Consider the following 15,927-nt stretch of genomic DNA (forward strand, 5'->3'; position numbering starts at 1 on the left):
GCGCCAGTCCGGATCGGCCGACGGCAGCGTGCCCGGCCGGCCACACAGCACAGATCAAACAAGAGGAGTCAAGACAGTGAAAGCAAGCCTGCAAGCCGGCGTCAGCGCCACCGAGAGCATCGCCATCGACCGCGAGCGCACCATCGACTTCATGGGCGAGAAGGCGCGCGTCTACGCCACGCCCTCGCTGGTGCGCGATATCGAGGTGAGCTGCCGCAACCTGCTGCTGCAGCATCTGGATGAGGGCGAGGACTCGGTCGGCACGCGCGTCGAGGTGGACCATATGGCCGCCACCCTGATGGACATGGCGGTGGAGCTCACCGTGACCATCGCCGAAGTGAAGGGCCGCATGGTGACTTTCGAGATTACCGGCAAGGACAGTGTGGAGCCGATCTGCCGCGGCCGCCACAGCCGCTTCGTGGTCGACGTCGCCACTACCGAGCAGCGCCTCGCCGCCAAGGCGCAGAAGGCGGGCCTGGCGTGAAGAAAGCCGCCGCCGCGCCGCGCCGCGTGCCCACCTACTGCTACCAGTGCGTGGCCGGGCCGGACCTGCTCACCGTCAAGGTGCAGGACGGCGTGGCCACCGAGGTGGAGCCGAACTTCTGCGCCGCCGAGGTGCATCCCGGCGGCGGCAAGGTGTGCGTCAAGGCCTTCGGCCTGATTCAGAAGACCTACAACCCGAACCGGGTGCTGACGCCGATGAAGCGCACCAACCCGGTCAAGGGCCGCAAGGAGGATCCCGGCTTCGTGCCGATCAGCTGGGACGAGGCCTTCACCTTGATCGCCGACAAGCTGAACGCGATCCGCGCCGAGGGCCTGCTCGACGAATCCGGCTACCCGCGCATGGCGGCCAGCTTCGGCGGCGGCGGCACGCCGCAGTCGTACATGGGCACCTTCCCGGCCTTCTTGTCGGCCTGGGGTCCGGTGGACATGGGCTTCGGCTCGGGGCAGGGGGTCAAGTGCTACCACTCCGAGCACCTGTACGGTGAGTTCTGGCACCGCGCCTTCATCGTCGCGCCCGACACGCCGAGCTGCAATTACCTGATCTCCTGCGGCAGCAACATCGAGGCCTCGGGTGGCGTCGCCGGCGTCTGGCGCCACGCCAACGCGCGCGTGCGCGGCATGAAGCGCGTGCAGGTGGAGCCGCACCTGTCGGTCACCGGCGCCTGCTCGGCCGAGTGGGTGCCGATCAAGCCCAAGACCGACGCCGCCTTCCTGTTCGCGCTGATCCACGTGATGCTGCACGAGGTGCCGGTGGACCGGCTCGACATCGATTTCCTCAAGCGGCGCACGGCGTCGAGCTACCTGGTTGGGCCGGGCGGCGGCTATCTGCGCGATCCGCAGTCGCACAAGCCGCTGGTGTGGGACGCGGTGCAGCAATGCGCGCGCGAGCACGATGCGCCTGGCCTGGTTGAAACCTTGTCCGTGCCTCAGGGCGTACAGATCGAGGCGATCGAGATCGGCGCCGACGACGAGATCACCCACCAGGGCCTGCTCACCGGCGTGACCGCGCACGACAAGCTGATGGCCCACATGCAGCCGTATTCGCCCGAATGGGCGGCAGGCGTGTGCGACGTGCCGGCCGCCACCATGCGCCGCATCGCGCTCGAATACCTGGAGCACGCCTGCATCGGCCAGACCACCGAGGTCGACGGCGTCACGCTGCCGTACCGCCCGGTCGCGGTGACGCTGGGCAAGACCGTCAACAACGGCTGGGGCGGCTACGAATGCTGCTGGGCGCGCACGCTGCTGGCGACGCTGGTCGGCGCGCTCGAGGTGCCGGGCGGCACCATCGGCACCACGGTGCGGCTGGCCAAGCCGCTGGCCGAGCGCCTGCTGAGCGTCAAGCCGGGGCCGGACGGCTTCATGAGCTACCCGCTCAACCCGACCAGCAAGGAAGGCTGGCTGCCGCGCCCCAACATCCGCAACGCCTACAAGACCATGGTGCCGCTGGCCGGCGACGGCGCCTGGAGCCAGGCGCTGGGGCCGACGCACTTCTCGTGGATGTTTCTCGACGAGACGCCCGAGGGCCTGCCCACCGTGACGCCACCCGACGTCTGGTTCTTCTACCGCACCAACCCGTCGATCTCGTTCTGGGACACGCAGGCGCTGGGCGAGAAGATGGCGCGCTTCCCGTTCGTGGTGGCGTTCGCCTACACGCGCGACGAGAGCAACCATTTCGCCGACGTGCTGCTGCCCGACGCCACCGACCTGGAGAGCCTGCAGCTGATCCGCATCGGCGGCACCAAGTACGTCGAGCAGTTCTGGGACCACCAGGGCTACGCGCTGCGCCAGCCGGCGGTCGAGATGCGTGGCGAAACGCGCGACTTCACCGACATCGCGACCGAGCTGGCACGCCGCACCGGCCTGCTGGCGCCCTACAACGCCGCCATCAACCGCGGCGCCGCCGGCGCCCGGCTGCGCACCGCGCACGGCGACTACGCGCTGCAGGAGGACGTGGCGCACGACCGCGACGCCATCTGGGACGCGGTGTGCAAGGCCGCCAGCGCCGAGCTCAGCGGCGGCACCGAGGTGCACGGCCTCGACTGGTGGCGCGAGCAGGGGTTGATGACGCGCCCGTTCCCGCGCCTGGACTGGTACCTGTTCCCGGTGCTGGAGCGCCAGGGCCTGCGCTTCGAGATGCCCTACCAGGAGCGGCTGGCGCGCGTCGGCGTCGAGCTTGGGCGCCGGCTGCACGAGCGCGGCATGCACTGGTGGGACACCCAGCTGGCCGAGTACCAGGCGCTGCCGAAATGGAAGGACTTCCCCGGCCTGTGGGAGGCCGAGTTGCAGCGCAGCGGCGGCGAATCGCCCGACTACCCGTTCTGGCTGCTGACCGCGCGCTCGATGCAGTACGCCTGGGGCGGCAACGCCGGCGTGCAGATGATCCGCGAGGTGGCCGAGAACATCGCCGGCCACCGCGGGCTGATCATGAACACCCGGCGTGCCGTCGAGCTGGGCCTGGCCGAGGGCGACGAGGTGGTGATCCGCACGCCGCAGCGCCTCACGCGCGGCCGGTTGGTGCTGCGCCAGGGCATCCGGCCCGACACGCTGCTGGCGATCGGCCAGTTCGACCACTGGGAAACGCCGCTGGCCAAGGACTTCGGCCTGCCGAGCCTGAACACGCTGGCCAGCATGTCGATGGAGCTGACCGACGCCACCGGCTCCAGCGCCGACATCGTGCGCGTGGCGCTGCACAAGGCCACGGCGGCCGACCGCGCGGCGGCCCCGGCGGCTGGCGGCAAGCGGAGGGCACACGCATGACCAAGTGGACCATGGCAGTCGACCTGCGCCGCTGCGTGGGTTGCCAGACCTGCACCGCCGCCTGCAAGCACGCCAACGCCACGCCGCCGGGCGTGCAGTGGCGGCGCGTGCTCGACATGGAGTTCGGCGAGTACCCGAACGTGCAGCGCGCCTTCGTGCCGGTCGGCTGTCAGCACTGCGACGACCCGCCCTGCCTGCCGGTGTGCCCGACCACGGCGACCAAGAAGCGGCCCGACGGCATCGTCACCATCGACTACGACCTGTGCATCGGTTGCGCCTACTGCGCGGTGTCGTGTCCGTACCAGGCGCGCTACAAGACCGAGCGCGCCACCTTCGCCTACGGCAAGCCGAGCGAGCACGAGGCGCTGCGCCACGACGAGGACCGCCTCGCGGTGGCGACCAAGTGCACCTTCTGCGTCGAGCGCATCGACGAAGGACTGGAGCACGGCCTGACGCCGGGCGTCGACCCGGCGGCGACGCCGGCCTGCGTCAACTCCTGCATCGCGCAGGCGCTGATCTTCGGCGACGTCGAGGACCCGGACAGCAACGTGTCGCAGCTGCTGGCGCGCAGCCAGCACTTCCGCATGCACGAGGAGCTCGGCACCGGCCCCAACATGCGCTACATCTGGGACAGCGCCGACCCGATGCCCGACGAGCTGGCGGCGCGGGTCGAGACCAAGCTGGAGGAAAACCCATGAGCTACGGACCCAACCCCTGGGTGCAGCAGCACTGGGACTTCCGCGCGGCGATGAACTTCATCGGCGGCGGCGCCGGCTGCGGCCTGGTGATCGCGGCCGTGCTGGCCGAAGGCCCGCGCATGCTGCAGGTGGCGTCGCTGCTGCTGGCGCTGGCGCTGATCGGTATCGGCCTGCTGCACGTGTGGGCCGAGATCGGCCGGCCCTGGCGCGCGCTCAACGTGTTCATCAACCCGGGCCAGTCCTGGATGTCGCGCGAGGCCTGGGTCGCGCCCTGGCTGATGGCCAGCGGCGCGCTGGCCGCCTTCGTCTGGCCGGCCGCGGGCTGGCTGGCGGCGCTGCTGGCGGCCGCCTTCCTGTACTGCCAGGCGCGCATCCTGCAGGCATCCAAGGGCATCGTGGCCTGGCGCGAGCCGCGCATCATCCCGCTGATCGTCATCACCGGACTGGTCGAGGGCCTGGGCCTGTACCTGCTGCTGGCCGTGTTCTGGGGCGGCGCTGACCCGGGCCTGTGGCTGGTCTTCGGCGCCCTGCTGCCGCTGCGCCTGCTGGCCGGTCAGCGCTGGCGCCTGGCCCTGGCCAGCGGCCGCACGCCGGCGCGCACGCTGCAGTCCTGCGACGACGCGCTGCGCGTGCTGCATGGCGGCAGCCTGTCGGCGCTGGTGCTGGTGACCCTGGCCCTGCTGGTGCCGATGCACGGCACGCCGCTGGCGATCCTGCAGGTGCTGGCGGGCGCCGTCGCGATGCTGAGCGGCGCGGTGTTCAAGTTCCTGCTGGTCACCCGCGCTGCCTTCAACCAGGGCTTTGCCTTGCCGCACCTGCCGGTGCGTGGCGTGCGTCGCTGACCGGTGCCGCCGGGCAGCCCCATAACCCAGGAGACAAGCCCATGAACACCCACAGCGCCGAAGCGGTGAGCGCAAGCCCGGTCGGGTTGCACCCGCAGATCGAGTCGATGCCGCGCGAGCAGTTGCGCGATCTCCAGTTGCAGCGCCTGCGCGAAACCCTGGCCAACCTGCTGGCCAACGTGCCATGGCAGCGTGAGCGGCTGCGTGAAGCGGGCTTCAGCGATGCGCAGGATCTGCAGTCGCTGGATGACGTGCAGCGGCTGCCTTTCAACCTCAAGACCGACCTGCGCGACCACTACCCGTTCGGCCTGTTCGCTCGGCCGCAGCAGCAGCTGGCGCGCATCCACGCGTCATCGGGCACCACCGGCAAGCCGACCGTGGTCGGCTACACCGCCGGCGACCTCAATCGCTGGGCCGATCTGGTGGCGCGCTCGCTGCACTGCGCCGGCGTGCGCTCGGGCGACCTGGTGCACAACGCCTATGGCTACGGCCTGTTCACCGGCGGGCTGGGCGCGCACGACGGCGCCACACGGCTGGGCTGCCCGGTGGTGCCGGTCTCGGGCGGCAGCAGCGAGCGCCAGATCGGGCTGATCATGGATTTCCGGCCGCGCGTGCTGTGCGCGACGCCGTCGTACGCGCTGACGCTGGCCGAGGTCGCCGAGCAGATGGGCATCGACCTGCGCGGCAGCGGCCTGGGGATCGGCATGTTCGGCGCCGAGCCCTGGAGCGCCGAGATGCGCGCGGAGATCGAGACGCGCATCGGCCTGCGCGCGGTCGACATCTACGGCCTGTCCGAGATCATGGGTCCTGGCGTCGCCTGCGAATGCGAATGCCGCAACGGCCTGCACGGCTGGGAGGACCAGTTCCTGTTCGAGGTCATCGATCGCGACACCGGCCTGCCGCTGCCCGACGGCGAAGTCGGCGAACTGGTGATCACCACGCTGACCAAGGAGGCGCTGCCGATGCTGCGCTACCGCACCCGCGACGTCACGCGCGTCACGCGCGAGCGCTGCGACTGCGGCCGCACCCATGTGCGCATCCTGCGCGTGACCGGGCGCACCGACGACATGCTGATCATCCGCGGCGTCAACGTCTATCCATCGCACATCGAGGCGGTGCTGGTGGGACGCCCCGGCATCGCGCCGCATTACGAACTGACGGTGCGCCGCGAGGGCACGCTGGATACCGTGGCGGTATCGGCCGAGGCCCAGCCCGGTATTCCCGAGGCCTCGTACCCCGAACTGGCGAAGGAGCTGAGCCACCACATCAAGTCGATGATCGGCATCTCGACCAGGGTCACCGTGGTGCCGCCCGGCAGCATTGCGCGCTCGGAGGGCAAGGCGGTGCGGGTGCGCGATCTGCGGCCGAAGGAAGGCGCGGCGGCGACACTGCACTGACGCCGGCGCGGCCGGCCGGCGTGCGAACCGCCCGCGCGTCAGTGGATGCGCTCGGTCAGCAACGACCACACCGGCGTCAGCCCGGCCGGCAGCGGCGCCAGCTTGCCGAGGTCGATGTGGCTCTCGTCGGGGCTGTGAAAGTCGCTGCCGCGCGAGGCCGCCAGGTCGAACTCGCGCGCCAGGTCGGCATACCGCAGCACCTCGGCGGCGCTGTGGTTGCCGGTGACCACCTCGACCGCCTGGCCGCCATGCTGCCGGAATTCGGAGAACAGCGCGTATTCCAGCGTGGCCGAGAAGTTGTAGCGCGCCGGATGCGCGATCACGGCGACGCCGCCGCTGTCGGTGATCCAGCTGACCGCATCGCCCAGCCGCGCCCAGCGGTGTGGCACGAAGCCCGGCTTGCCTTCCGTCAGGTACTTGCGGAATACCTCGGCGGTGTCGCGGCAGACGCCGCTCTCGACCAGGAAGCGGGCGAAATGCGTGCGCGAGATCAGGCGCGGGTTGCCGACGTACTTGAGTGCGCCTTCGTAGGCGCCGGGGATGCCGACCTTGGCCAGTTGCGCGCCCATCTCGACCGCGCGCGGCCCGCGCCCGTCGCGCGTGTCGGCCAGACCCTCCATCATGCGCGGGTCGGTGTGGTCGAAACCGAGGCCGACGACGTGCACCGTGCTGTCGGCGAAGGTGACCGAGATTTCGACGCCGGTCAGGTAGCGCAGGCCCAGCCCGCGCGCGGCGTCCATGGCGCGCTGCTGGCCGCCGACTTCGTCGTGGTCGGTCAGGGCCCACAGGTCGACGCCGTTGGCCTTGGCGCGGGCCGCCAGTTCCTCGGGCGTCAGCGTGCCGTCGGAGGTGGTGGAATGGCAGTGCAGGTCGGGGTTGAGCGGAAAGGTCACGGTGTCGATTCTACGAACCGCACATTGACTTCGCTGCGCTCGATGACTTTGCCGCTGCGCAGCGTCGACGACGGCGGCTGCGCCACCAGGACAACGCCGGAGCGGGCGGTGGCAGCTTGGTCATTTCATCGTCGAAGCCGCGCCGCGGCAAGGCCATGTCGTCATGCGGTCGCCGCCGGCGGCTGCGGCCAGTCCTGCTGCGGCCCGCGGATCAGCTCGAAGGCGCGCGCCATCTGCAGCACGCCGAGGTCGTCGAAGCGCTGGCCGGCGATCTGCAGGCCGATCGGCAGCCGGGCGCCGGGCGTGCCGGGTGAATCCATGTAGCCGCAGTTGACCGAGATCGCCGGCTGCTCGCCCATGTTGAAGGGCACCGTGAATCCGATGTGCTCCAGCCCGCGCAGAGGGTCGTTGGTGGGCGAGGGCCATTCGGCCGGTGCCGGCGCGTTCGGCGCCACTGGCGAGAGGACGTAGTCGAACGCCTGCATCGCCTGGGTGGTGGCGACGCGCGTGGCGTGGGTCTGCGCGTAGGCCTCGAAGACTTCCGGCCCGGACATGTGGTGCGCGCTGTCGGCCCATTCGCGGATGCAGGGCAGCACCTGGGCGCGCGTGTCGTGCGGCATTGCGCGCAGGTCGACGTACGAGCGCATGCGCCAGAAATGGTCCAGGCCGGCCAGCATGGCGGGCGTCAGGAACGCCGGCATCGGCGTCACGATGGCACCCTGGGCCTCGAACAGGTGCGCCGCGTGCTCGACCGCGACCCGGATCGCCGGCTCCACCGGCAGGCCGCAGCCGGGCCGCAGCAGCAGGCCGATGCGCAGGCCCTGCAGCGGCTTGTCCTGGCGCCAGGCCAGCGACCAGTCGATCGCCTGCGGCGGCAGGCTCATGCTGTCGCGTGCGTCGGGCCGGCTCAGCACCTGCATCATCAGCGCCGCGTCGGCGACGTTGCGCGTCATCGGCCCGGCGGCGCGGCCCATGTAGGGTGGGTCGATTGGCACCCGGCCTAGGCTGGGCTTGAGGCCGACGATGCCGCACCAGGCCGCCGGCAGCCGGATCGAGCCACCGATGTCGCTGCCGATGTGCAGCGGCCCGTAGCCCGCAGCCGCCGCTGCGCCGGCGCCGGCGCTGGAGCCGCCCGGCGTCAGCGCCAGATCCCAGGGGTTGCGCGACAGCTGGTGGAAGCTCGACAGCCCCGACGACAGCATGCCGTAGTCGGGCATGGTGGTCTTGGCCAGCAGCACCGCGCCGGCCTCGTGCAGGCGCGCCGCCGGTGGTGCGTCGGCCGTGGCCGGGACAAGCGTCGTCGCACGGGTGCCCAGCGGCACCGGGTCGCCCTGGGTGGCGATGTTCTCCTTGATGGTGACCGGCACGCCATCCAGTGCGCCGCAGGGTTCGCCCCGGAGCCAGCGTGCCTCGGAATCCCGTGCCTGCGCCAGCGCGGCTTCCGGACGCAGCAACCAGGTGGCGGCGATGTGCGGCTCCCAGCGCTCGATCTGCGCCAGCACCCCCTGCACCACCTCGACCGGCGACAGGCTGCGCGCCTTGTAGCCGGCCAGCAGTTCGTGGGCGCTGAGTTGGTGCAGGGCAGTGGTCATGGCGTGGCTCGCTGGCAGGAAAAACGAAAACGGCCCGCGCATGGTACCCGCGCGGGCCGTTTCGGGTTGCCAGGCCGGGGCGGCCGGCCTCGGCTCAACCCCAGCTCAGCGCCGACAGGTCGTTGACGAAGACCGGCATGTCCTTCCACAGGCCCTGCACGCGGCGGTTGGCCACCGTGACCCACTGCGGCTGGTACAGCCAGGCCAGCGCCGCGTCGTCGGCCAGCAACTTCTGCGCCTCGCCGAGCAGCTTGTTGCGCTCGGCGACGTCGGCGGTGGTCTTGATGCGGCTGAACAGCTCGTTGAACTTCGGGTTGTTGTAGCCCCAGTAGTAGTCCGGCTTGGTGAAGTTGTCCAGGTCGAAGGGCTCGACATGGCTGACGATGGTCAGGTCGTAGTTCTTCGGTCCGCCATAGGTGTTGGCCAGCCACTGCGCCCACTCCACGTTCTGCACCTTGGCGGTGATGCCGATCTTGGCCAGCTGCGCCACGATGACCTCGCCGCCCTGGCGTGCGTAGGGCGGCGGCGGCAGCACCAGGCTCAGCTCCAGCGGCGTGCTGATGCCGGCTTCCTTGAGCAGCGCCCGGGCTTTCTCCGGGTTGTAGGGGTTGACGCCGGTGGTGTCGACGAAGCCGGCGGCGCCGGGTACGTAGTGGCTGCCGATCGGCACGCCGAAGCCGTCGCCGGCCCCCGAAATGACCGCCTTGCGGTCGATCGCCATGCTGATGGCGCGGCGCACGCGCACGTCGTTTAGGGGCTTGCGCGCGTTGTTGATGGCCAGCACGGTCTTGGCGCGCGAGCCGCTGACGATGGTCTGCAGCCCACTGTTGGCCTTGAACTGCGCGGCGCCGCGCGGCGTCACGCGCGGGAAGGCGTCGACGTCGCCCGACAGCACGGCCGCCACCTGCGCTGCCGGGTCGCTGATGAAGCGGAAGGTGGCGCGCTTGATGCGGATGCTGCCCGGCGCGCGGAAGGTGGGCGAGGCCTTCAGCGTCAGCGACGAGCCCTTGGCCCAGCTGTCGAGCACATAGGGGCCGGTGCCCACGGGCTTGGTGTTGTTGTCGGCCGCGCTCTTGGGCTCGACCATGACGGCGGTTGCCTGGCCCATGTAGAACAGGAAGTCCGGATCCGGCTCCTTGTTGATCACCACCACCGTGTGGTCGTCGATCACGCGCACGCTCTCCATGGCCGCGAATGTGCGCTTGTCCTTGTTGGTGCTCTTTTCGCCGGCGGCGCGCTCGAACGCGTATTTCACTGTCGCTGCGTTGAACGGCTCGCCGTTGCTGAACTTCACGCCCTTGCGCAGGAAGAAGGTGACCGTGCGCAGGTCGGGCGAGATTTCCCAGCGCTCGGCCAGCAGCGGGCTGATGCTGCCGTCGCTGTTGATCTTGGTCAGCGGCTCCAGCACGTTGTAGTGCACGATCTCGGCGATCGCCGAGGCGGCGCCAGCCGTGGGGTCGAGGCCTGGCGGCTCCAGCGTCATGCCGAGCACGATGGCATCGCGGCGCGACTGGGCGAATGCGGGCAGTTGCGCCAGCGTTGCCACGGCGGGCAGGGTCAGGGCGAAGTCACGGCGTTTCATCGTGGGTGCTCTCCTCGAACGGATCGGTCTGGACGCTGCGCATGGTAGCGCAGCCCCCGCAACGCATCAGACTGCCACGGCGGCGGCAAGTTCAGGCACCGAGGCCAGCAGTGTGCGCGTGTAGGCGTGCTGCGGCTCGCGCAGCACCTGGCGCACCGGCCCCTGCTCGACGATCAGGCCGCCTTTCATCACCGCCACGTCGGCGCACAGGTAGCTGACCACGGCCAGGTCGTGGCTGATGAACAGGAAAGTCACGCCCTGGTTGTCGCGCAGGTCGGCCATCAGGTTGAGCACCTGGGCCTGCACCGAGACGTCGAGCGCGCTCACGGCCTCGTCGGCGACGATGAGCTTCGGCCTGGTGATCAGCGCCCGCGCGATGGCGATGCGCTGGCGCTGGCCGCCGGAGAACTCGTGAGGGAACTTGTCCAGTGCGTCGGCGCGCAGGCCGACCGAGGCCAGCGTGGCGGCGGCGCGCTCGCGCTGCTCGGCGCGCGAGGCGCCTTCCAGCGCCGCTGCCGGCTCGGCCACGGTGCGCCAGATCGGCCGGCGCGGATCGAGCGAGCCATACGGGTCCTGGAACACCATCTGGAAGTCGCGCCGCGCGGCGCGCAACTCGGCGGCGGGCAGGGCGTGCAGATTGCGGCCGAGGAACAGGATCTCGCCGCTGGTGGGCGCCTCCAGCGCCATCACCAGGCGCGCCAGCGTGCTCTTGCCCGAGCCCGATTCGCCGACCAGGCCGAAGCTGCGCCCGGCCGTGACCTGCAGCGACACGCCACGCAGCGCCGGCACTTCGGCCGGTGGCTTGAACAGCGATTCGCGCGGCAGCGTGTAGCGGCGCGTGACCTCGCGCACTTCGAGCAGCAGGGGATTGGCGGCGGCCGTGTTCATGCGGGGCTCTCCGTGCTGCGGGCCGCCCGCAGCACCACCTCGGCGCGGCGGCAGCGGAACCAGTGCGTGTCCGACAGCCGCACCACCGGCGGTTCGGTCGGGTAGCAGGCGTCCTCGGTGAAGGGGCAGCGGCCGGCGAACGGGCAGCCGGTCGGCAGGCCGAACAGGTCCGGCACGCTGCCCGGGATGGTCGGCAGGCGCTCGCTGCGGTGCGCCACCAGGCGGTGACCCAGGCTCGGGCGCGCCGCCAGCAGGCCGCGCGTGTAGGGGTGCGCGGCGTGGCCGAACACCTCGTTCGCGCGGCCGCTCTCGACCACGCTGCCGCCGTACATCACCAGCATGTGCCGCACGTTCTGCGCGATCAGGCCGAGGTCGTGCGAGATCAGGATCAGCGCCATGCCGCGCTCGCGCACCAGCTCGTTGATCAGCGCCAGGATCTGCTGCTGCACCGTGGCGTCGAGCGCGGTGGTCGGCTCGTCGGCGATCAGCACGTCAGGCTCGCAGGCCAGCGCCATGGCGATCATGATGCGCTGGCGCTGGCCGCCGGAGAACTGGTGCGGGAAGCTGTCGATGCGTTGCCCCGGGTTCGGAATGCCGACGCGCTCCAACAGGCTGGTCACCTTCTCGCGCGCGGCGCGGGGCGACAGCCGCTGGTGCAGCATCAGCGGTTCGGCGATCTGCGCGCCGACGCGGTGCACCGGGTTCAGCGCCGTCATCGGTTCCTGGAAGATCATGGCGATCCGGAAGCCCCGGATGGCGCGCCAGTCGCGGTCGCGCAGGCCGATGAGTTGGCGGCCGTCCAGCTTGAGGCTGCCGCTCACCGTCGCGTTCTCGGGCGCCAGGCCCATCAGCGCCAGCGCCGTCATCGACTTGCCGCAGCCCGATTCGCCGATCAGGCCCAGGGTGTCGCCGCGCTCCAGCGTGAACGCCATGTCGCGCACGGCGGGCGCGCTGCCGCGATGGGTGTGGATGTCGACGCGCAGGTCGGAGACTTGGAGCAGGGCCATGCCTTTCAGCCTCTCCTGGAAAGCCGCGGATCGAGCAGGTCGCGCAGCCCGTCGCCCAGCAGGTTGAGGCCCAGCACCGACAGCGCGATCGCCACGCCCGGCCATACGGCCAGAAGCGGCGACTGGAACATCAGCGTCTGCGCCTCGGCCAGCATGCGGCCCCAGCTCGGCTGCGGTGGCTGCGTGCCCAGGCCCAGGTAGGACAGCGCCGCCTCGGCCAGGATGGCGACAGCGAAGCGGATGGTGGCCTGCACGATCAGCACCGCCAGGATGTTGGGCAGGATGTGCTGCCAGGTGATGGCCCACTGGCCCTTGCCCGAGGCGCGTGCGGCCAGCACGTAGTCGCGGCTCCAGACGGCGTTGGCGGCGGCGCGGGTGATGCGTGCGAAGGTCGGGATGTTGTAGATGCCGATGGCGACGATGGCGTTGACGATGCCCGGCCCGTACACGGCGGTGAGCATGATCGCCGACAGGATGGCCGGGAAGGCGAAACCGAAGTCCGACACGCGCATGATGGCTTCCTCGACCCAGCCGCGCCGTGCCGAGGCCAGCAGGCCGAGCGCGGCGCCGACGGCCAGCCCGATGCCGACCGCGATCACGCCGACCAGGATCGAGGCGCGTGCGCCCACCAGCAGCAGCGAGACGATGTCGCGCCCGAAGGCGTCGGTGCCGAGCCAGTGGTGCGCATCCGGCGCCAGCAGCTTGGCGTCCATGTCCACGTCGTAGACCGAGTACGGCGTCCACAGGTAGGACAGCGCGGCCGCCAGCAGCAGCAACGCCGTCAGCACGCCGCCGATGACGAAGCCCGGATGGCGCAGCGCACGCTGTCGGAAGCCTGGGGCAGCGCGCGTATTCATGCCGTGGGTCGACCGCAGGCCGCTCGGAACTTGAGGGCGCTCATATTTCAGACGCCTTCACGCGCGGGTCGATCACGGCGTACAGCACGTCGACGAAGAAGTTGACGATCACCACCATCGCCGCCAGCAGCATCACGCAGTTGCGCACCACGATGACGTCGCGGTTGGCGATGCTCTGGAAGATCAGCCGGCCCAGGCCGGGCAGGTAGAACACGTTCTCGACCACGATGGTGCCGGCCAGCAGCTCGGCGAACTGCAGGCCCATCACGGTGATGACCGGGATCATGGCGTTGCGCAGCACGTGGCCCCAGAGCGTGGCGCGGCGCGACAGGCCCTTGGCGCGCGCGGTGCGCACGAAGTCCTCGCGCAGGACCTCGAGCACCGCCGAGCGCGTGAAGCGCGCCAGGATGGCGGCCTGCACCACGGCCAGCGCGAAGGCCGGCAGGATCAGCGATTGCAGTCCTTCCCACAGCCCGGCCCACACGTCGTCGTCGAAATACCAGCCATCGAAGCCGCCGGCCGACAGCCACTGCAGCTTGACCGAGAACAGCAGGATCAAGAGGATCGCGAACCAGAAGTTGGGGATCGCAATGCCGATCTGCGCCAGCGTCATCAGCCCGACGTCACCGGCGCTGTTGTGGCGCGAGGCCGCGTACACGCCCACCGCCAGTGCAATGACGGTGGTCAGCAGCATGGCCAGCACGGCCAGCGGCACGGTGAGCAGCAGGCGCTCGGCGATCAACTCGGCGACCGGCGAGCCGTAGGCGTAGGAGTTGCCCATGTCGCCGCGCAGCAGGCCGCCCATCCAGTTGAGGTAGCGGGTGAGAGCCGGCCGGTCGAGCCCGAGTTCGGTGGCCTTGGCGGCAACTGCCGCCGGGTCGGCATCGGGGCCCATCAGCATCTGGGCCGCGTTGCCGGGCAGGATCTCCAGCACCGCGAACACGATCACGCTGGTGGCCGCCAGCGTGGCGATCAGCGTGAGGATGCGTTTGAAGAGGAAATAGCTCATGCACGGCCACCGGCGGGGCAGGGCATTATCAACACAAGCGGTGGCGGCTTTGGTGCCGTGCACCGGCCGCACTGCACGCGCACCGGATAATTGGCTCCCGAAATGTCTGCCTGCATGGAGTTGTCGTCATGGCGCTGCTGATCACTGACCAGTGCATCAACTGCGATGTCTGCGAGCCCGAATGCCCGAATGAGGCGATCACGATGGGGCCCGAGATCTATGAGATCGACCCCCACAAGTGCACCGAATGCGTCGGCCACTTCGACGGCCCGCAGTGCGTGGAAGTGTGCCCGGTGGAATGCATCCCGATCGACCCGAACCACGTCGAGGATCGGGAGACCTTGTGGCAGAAGTATCTCCGCCTGCAGGCGGAGAAGGTCTGACCGGCGGCGGTGCTGAGCCCGCCAGTCGGCGCGGGCACCCGGCTTACTTTGGATCCGGTCGCGCGCCGGCGCCTGGCGCTGCGGCTTGGCTTTCCGGGCTCGATGCAGGCAGTGCGACAGGCTTGTCCGGTTTGGTGGGTTTGGCGCGCGGCGGCTTGTCGGTATGGATGTGCGCCGTTGCGCGCGCCATGTCGCCGGCTGCCAGCAGATCGAACGCCTGGGCCGCACGCATGATGGCGGCTTCGATCTGCGTCAGCTCATCGGCTGGCGGACGGCGCAGCACCCAGCCGACCACTTCCGACTTGTGGCCGGGGTGCCCGATACCGATGCGCAGGCGCCAGTAGTCGCCAGTGCCCAGTTGCGCATGGATGTCGCGCAAGCCGTTGTGGCCTGCATGGCCGCCGCCTTGGTTCAGCTTGGCCTGGCCGGGCGCCAGGTCGAGTTCGTCGTGCGCGACCAGGATCTGCTCCGGCGCGATCTTGTAGAAGCGCGCCAGCGCGGCGACCGAACGGCCCGACAGGTTCATGAAGGTCTGCGGCTGCAGCAGCCACACGCTGTGTCCGCCGACGTTGGCGCGCGCCACCAGACCCTGGTAGCTGCGCTCCATCGCCAGCCGGGCATTGAGCTGGTGCGCGACCTGATCGATCCACCAGAAGCCGGCGTTGTGGCGCGTGGCTTCGTACTCGGGTCCCGGGTTGCCCAGGCCGACGAAGAGCTTGATCATGGCCTTGATTATCGACAACTGAGTGCAATGAAAACGGCCCGCGCGAGCGGGCCGTGTGTTGTGCGCGTGCGGCCGCGGGGGCCGCGCTGCATCACTTCTTGTCGGCTTCGGCGTCCGGTGCGGCGCTGCCGGCTTCGCTGGCTGCACCTGCCTCGCCTTCGGCCTCGGCTTCGGCAACGACCGGATTCACCACCGAGATCAGCACCACGTCCTCGGCCGCATGGCCACGCAGCACCGGCTCGACGTGCTCGGGCAGGGTGATGTCGGCGAGCGTCAGCGTGTCGCCCTTCTGCAGCTTCGACAGGTCGACCGAGATCGACTCGGGTAGGTCGGCCGGCAGGCAACTGACTTCCAGTTCGGTCAGGATCTGGCTGACCAGGCACTTGTCGATCTTGACCGCGGTCGATTCTTCCTCGCCGCTGTAGTGCAGGGGCACCTTGATGGTGATCTTTTCCTTGGCCGACACGCGCTGGAAGTCGATGTGCAGGATCTGCTGGCGGAACGGGTGGACCTGCAGGTCGCGCAGCAGCACCTTGCTGACCTTGCCACCGAGGTTCATGTCCAGCACCGACGAATGGAAGGCTTCCTTCTTGACGGCCTGCCACAGCGCGTTGTGATCCAACTCGATGAGCTGCGGCTCACCGTGCCCGCCGTAGACAATGCCCGGCACCTTGCCGGCATTGCGCAGACGGCGGCTCGCACCCGTTCCCTGCTTCTTGCGCTCGAAAGCGACGAATTTCATCTTGATACTCCTTCGGACCCACCGCGACCAGTGTGGCCCAGCTTCAAAA

The 15,927-nt window shown here is 69.8% G+C and carries 15 protein-coding genes; 6 read left to right on the forward strand and 9 right to left on the reverse strand.

Going from position 1 to position 15,927, the window contains the following annotated elements:
- Positions 1 to 76 precede the first annotated feature (76 nt).
- The 5 genes from PK606_RS04690 to PK606_RS04710 are packed head-to-tail and all read left to right on the forward strand — an operon-like array spanning position 77 to position 6,201.
- Positions 77 to 484, forward strand: a complete 408-nt coding sequence (locus tag PK606_RS04690; RefSeq protein ID WP_324561219.1) for a thioesterase family protein — start codon at positions 77 to 79, stop codon at positions 482 to 484.
- Positions 481 to 3,264 (forward strand): molybdopterin-dependent oxidoreductase, encoded by a 2,784-nt coding sequence (locus tag PK606_RS04695; RefSeq protein WP_324561221.1) that lies wholly within the window; start codon positions 481 to 483, stop codon positions 3,262 to 3,264. Before PK606_RS04690 ends, PK606_RS04695 begins: the two co-directional genes overlap by 4 nt.
- Positions 3,261 to 3,962 (forward strand): 4Fe-4S dicluster domain-containing protein, encoded by a 702-nt coding sequence (locus PK606_RS04700; protein WP_324561222.1) that lies wholly within the window; start codon positions 3,261 to 3,263, stop codon positions 3,960 to 3,962. The genes PK606_RS04695 and PK606_RS04700 overlap by 4 nt, the downstream gene beginning before the upstream one ends.
- A complete protein-coding gene (locus PK606_RS04705) occupies positions 3,959 to 4,804 on the forward strand; it encodes a hypothetical protein (protein ID WP_324561224.1) in 846 nt (281 codons plus the stop codon). The genes PK606_RS04700 and PK606_RS04705 overlap by 4 nt, the downstream gene beginning before the upstream one ends.
- A gap of 41 nt (positions 4,805 to 4,845) precedes the next feature.
- Positions 4,846 to 6,201, forward strand: coding sequence for a phenylacetate--CoA ligase family protein (locus tag PK606_RS04710; protein WP_324561226.1), 1,356 nt, complete (start codon positions 4,846 to 4,848; stop codon positions 6,199 to 6,201).
- 38 nt (positions 6,202 to 6,239) lie between these two features.
- Here the strand turns inward: PK606_RS04710 and PK606_RS04715 are convergent, their stop codons facing one another.
- The 7 genes from PK606_RS04715 to PK606_RS04745 form a co-directional block, all read right to left on the reverse strand.
- Positions 6,240 to 7,094: a 3',5'-nucleoside bisphosphate phosphatase gene (locus PK606_RS04715; RefSeq protein WP_324561228.1), complete on the reverse strand. Its 855-nt coding sequence runs from the start codon at positions 7,092 to 7,094 to the stop codon at positions 6,240 to 6,242.
- A gap of 161 nt (positions 7,095 to 7,255) precedes the next feature.
- The gene (locus PK606_RS04720) at positions 7,256 to 8,686 is read right to left on the reverse strand and encodes an amidase (RefSeq protein ID WP_324561230.1); all 1,431 of its coding nucleotides are present in this window, start codon (positions 8,684 to 8,686) and stop codon (positions 7,256 to 7,258) included.
- 94 nt (positions 8,687 to 8,780) lie between these two features.
- Complete coding sequence (locus tag PK606_RS04725; protein WP_324561232.1) at positions 8,781 to 10,268, reverse strand: ABC transporter substrate-binding protein; 1,488 nt, start codon at positions 10,266 to 10,268, stop codon at positions 8,781 to 8,783.
- Between the two features lie 66 nt (positions 10,269 to 10,334).
- A complete protein-coding gene (locus PK606_RS04730) occupies positions 10,335 to 11,156 on the reverse strand; it encodes an ATP-binding cassette domain-containing protein (protein WP_324561234.1) in 822 nt (273 codons plus the stop codon).
- Positions 11,153 to 12,163: an ABC transporter ATP-binding protein gene (locus tag PK606_RS04735; protein WP_324561236.1), complete on the reverse strand. Its 1,011-nt coding sequence runs from the start codon at positions 12,161 to 12,163 to the stop codon at positions 11,153 to 11,155. Before PK606_RS04735 ends, PK606_RS04730 begins: the two co-directional genes overlap by 4 nt.
- A gap of 5 nt (positions 12,164 to 12,168) precedes the next feature.
- Entirely contained in the window at positions 12,169 to 13,020 is an 852-nt protein-coding gene (locus tag PK606_RS04740) for an ABC transporter permease (RefSeq protein ID WP_324561238.1), read from the reverse strand.
- Between the two features lie 40 nt (positions 13,021 to 13,060).
- Positions 13,061 to 14,029 carry an ABC transporter permease gene (locus PK606_RS04745; RefSeq protein WP_324561240.1) on the reverse strand — a complete coding sequence of 323 codons (969 nt, stop codon included), beginning with the start codon at positions 14,027 to 14,029 and terminating at the stop codon, positions 13,061 to 13,063.
- Positions 14,030 to 14,157: 128 nt separating this feature from the next.
- On the opposite strand from PK606_RS04745, the gene PK606_RS04750 reads away from it, so the two are divergent.
- Positions 14,158 to 14,412, forward strand: coding sequence for a YfhL family 4Fe-4S dicluster ferredoxin (locus tag PK606_RS04750; RefSeq protein WP_324561242.1), 255 nt, complete (start codon positions 14,158 to 14,160; stop codon positions 14,410 to 14,412).
- 43 nt (positions 14,413 to 14,455) lie between these two features.
- Here PK606_RS04750 and pth read toward each other — a convergent pair whose 3' ends face one another.
- Positions 14,456 to 15,136 carry an aminoacyl-tRNA hydrolase gene (gene pth, locus PK606_RS04755; protein WP_324561243.1) on the reverse strand — a complete coding sequence of 227 codons (681 nt, stop codon included), beginning with the start codon at positions 15,134 to 15,136 and terminating at the stop codon, positions 14,456 to 14,458.
- Positions 15,137 to 15,227: 91 nt separating this feature from the next.
- Positions 15,228 to 15,878, reverse strand: a complete 651-nt coding sequence (locus PK606_RS04760) for a 50S ribosomal protein L25/general stress protein Ctc (RefSeq protein WP_324561245.1) — start codon at positions 15,876 to 15,878, stop codon at positions 15,228 to 15,230.
- Positions 15,879 to 15,927 lie beyond the last annotated feature (49 nt).

The sequence above is a fragment of the Ottowia sp. genome (assembly GCF_035444425.1).
In the GTDB taxonomy this organism is placed as follows: Bacteria; Pseudomonadota; Gammaproteobacteria; order Burkholderiales; family Burkholderiaceae_C; genus Ottowia.

What these genes read in the sequence shown, in the direction of transcription:
- PK606_RS04700 (WP_324561222.1), top strand. Translation starts at nt 3,261, where the DNA reads ATGACCAAGTGGACCATGGCAGTCGACCTGCGCCGCTGCGTGGGTTGC.
- PK606_RS04760 (WP_324561245.1), bottom strand. Translation starts at nt 15,878, where the DNA reads ATGAAATTCGTCGCTTTCGAGCGCAAGAAGCAGGGAACGGGTGCGAGC.
- PK606_RS04720 (WP_324561230.1), bottom strand. Translation starts at nt 8,686, where the DNA reads ATGACCACTGCCCTGCACCAACTCAGCGCCCACGAACTGCTGGCCGGC.
- PK606_RS04725 (WP_324561232.1), bottom strand. Translation starts at nt 10,268, where the DNA reads ATGAAACGCCGTGACTTCGCCCTGACCCTGCCCGCCGTGGCAACGCTG.
- PK606_RS04710 (WP_324561226.1), top strand. Translation starts at nt 4,846, where the DNA reads ATGAACACCCACAGCGCCGAAGCGGTGAGCGCAAGCCCGGTCGGGTTG.
- PK606_RS04705 (WP_324561224.1), top strand. Translation starts at nt 3,959, where the DNA reads ATGAGCTACGGACCCAACCCCTGGGTGCAGCAGCACTGGGACTTCCGC.
- pth (WP_324561243.1), bottom strand. Translation starts at nt 15,136, where the DNA reads ATGATCAAGCTCTTCGTCGGCCTGGGCAACCCGGGACCCGAGTACGAA.
- PK606_RS04745 (WP_324561240.1), bottom strand. Translation starts at nt 14,029, where the DNA reads ATGAGCTATTTCCTCTTCAAACGCATCCTCACGCTGATCGCCACGCTG.
- PK606_RS04730 (WP_324561234.1), bottom strand. Translation starts at nt 11,156, where the DNA reads ATGAACACGGCCGCCGCCAATCCCCTGCTGCTCGAAGTGCGCGAGGTC.
- PK606_RS04750 (WP_324561242.1), top strand. Translation starts at nt 14,158, where the DNA reads ATGGCGCTGCTGATCACTGACCAGTGCATCAACTGCGATGTCTGCGAG.
- PK606_RS04740 (WP_324561238.1), bottom strand. Translation starts at nt 13,020, where the DNA reads ATGAATACGCGCGCTGCCCCAGGCTTCCGACAGCGTGCGCTGCGCCAT.
- PK606_RS04735 (WP_324561236.1), bottom strand. Translation starts at nt 12,163, where the DNA reads ATGGCCCTGCTCCAAGTCTCCGACCTGCGCGTCGACATCCACACCCAT.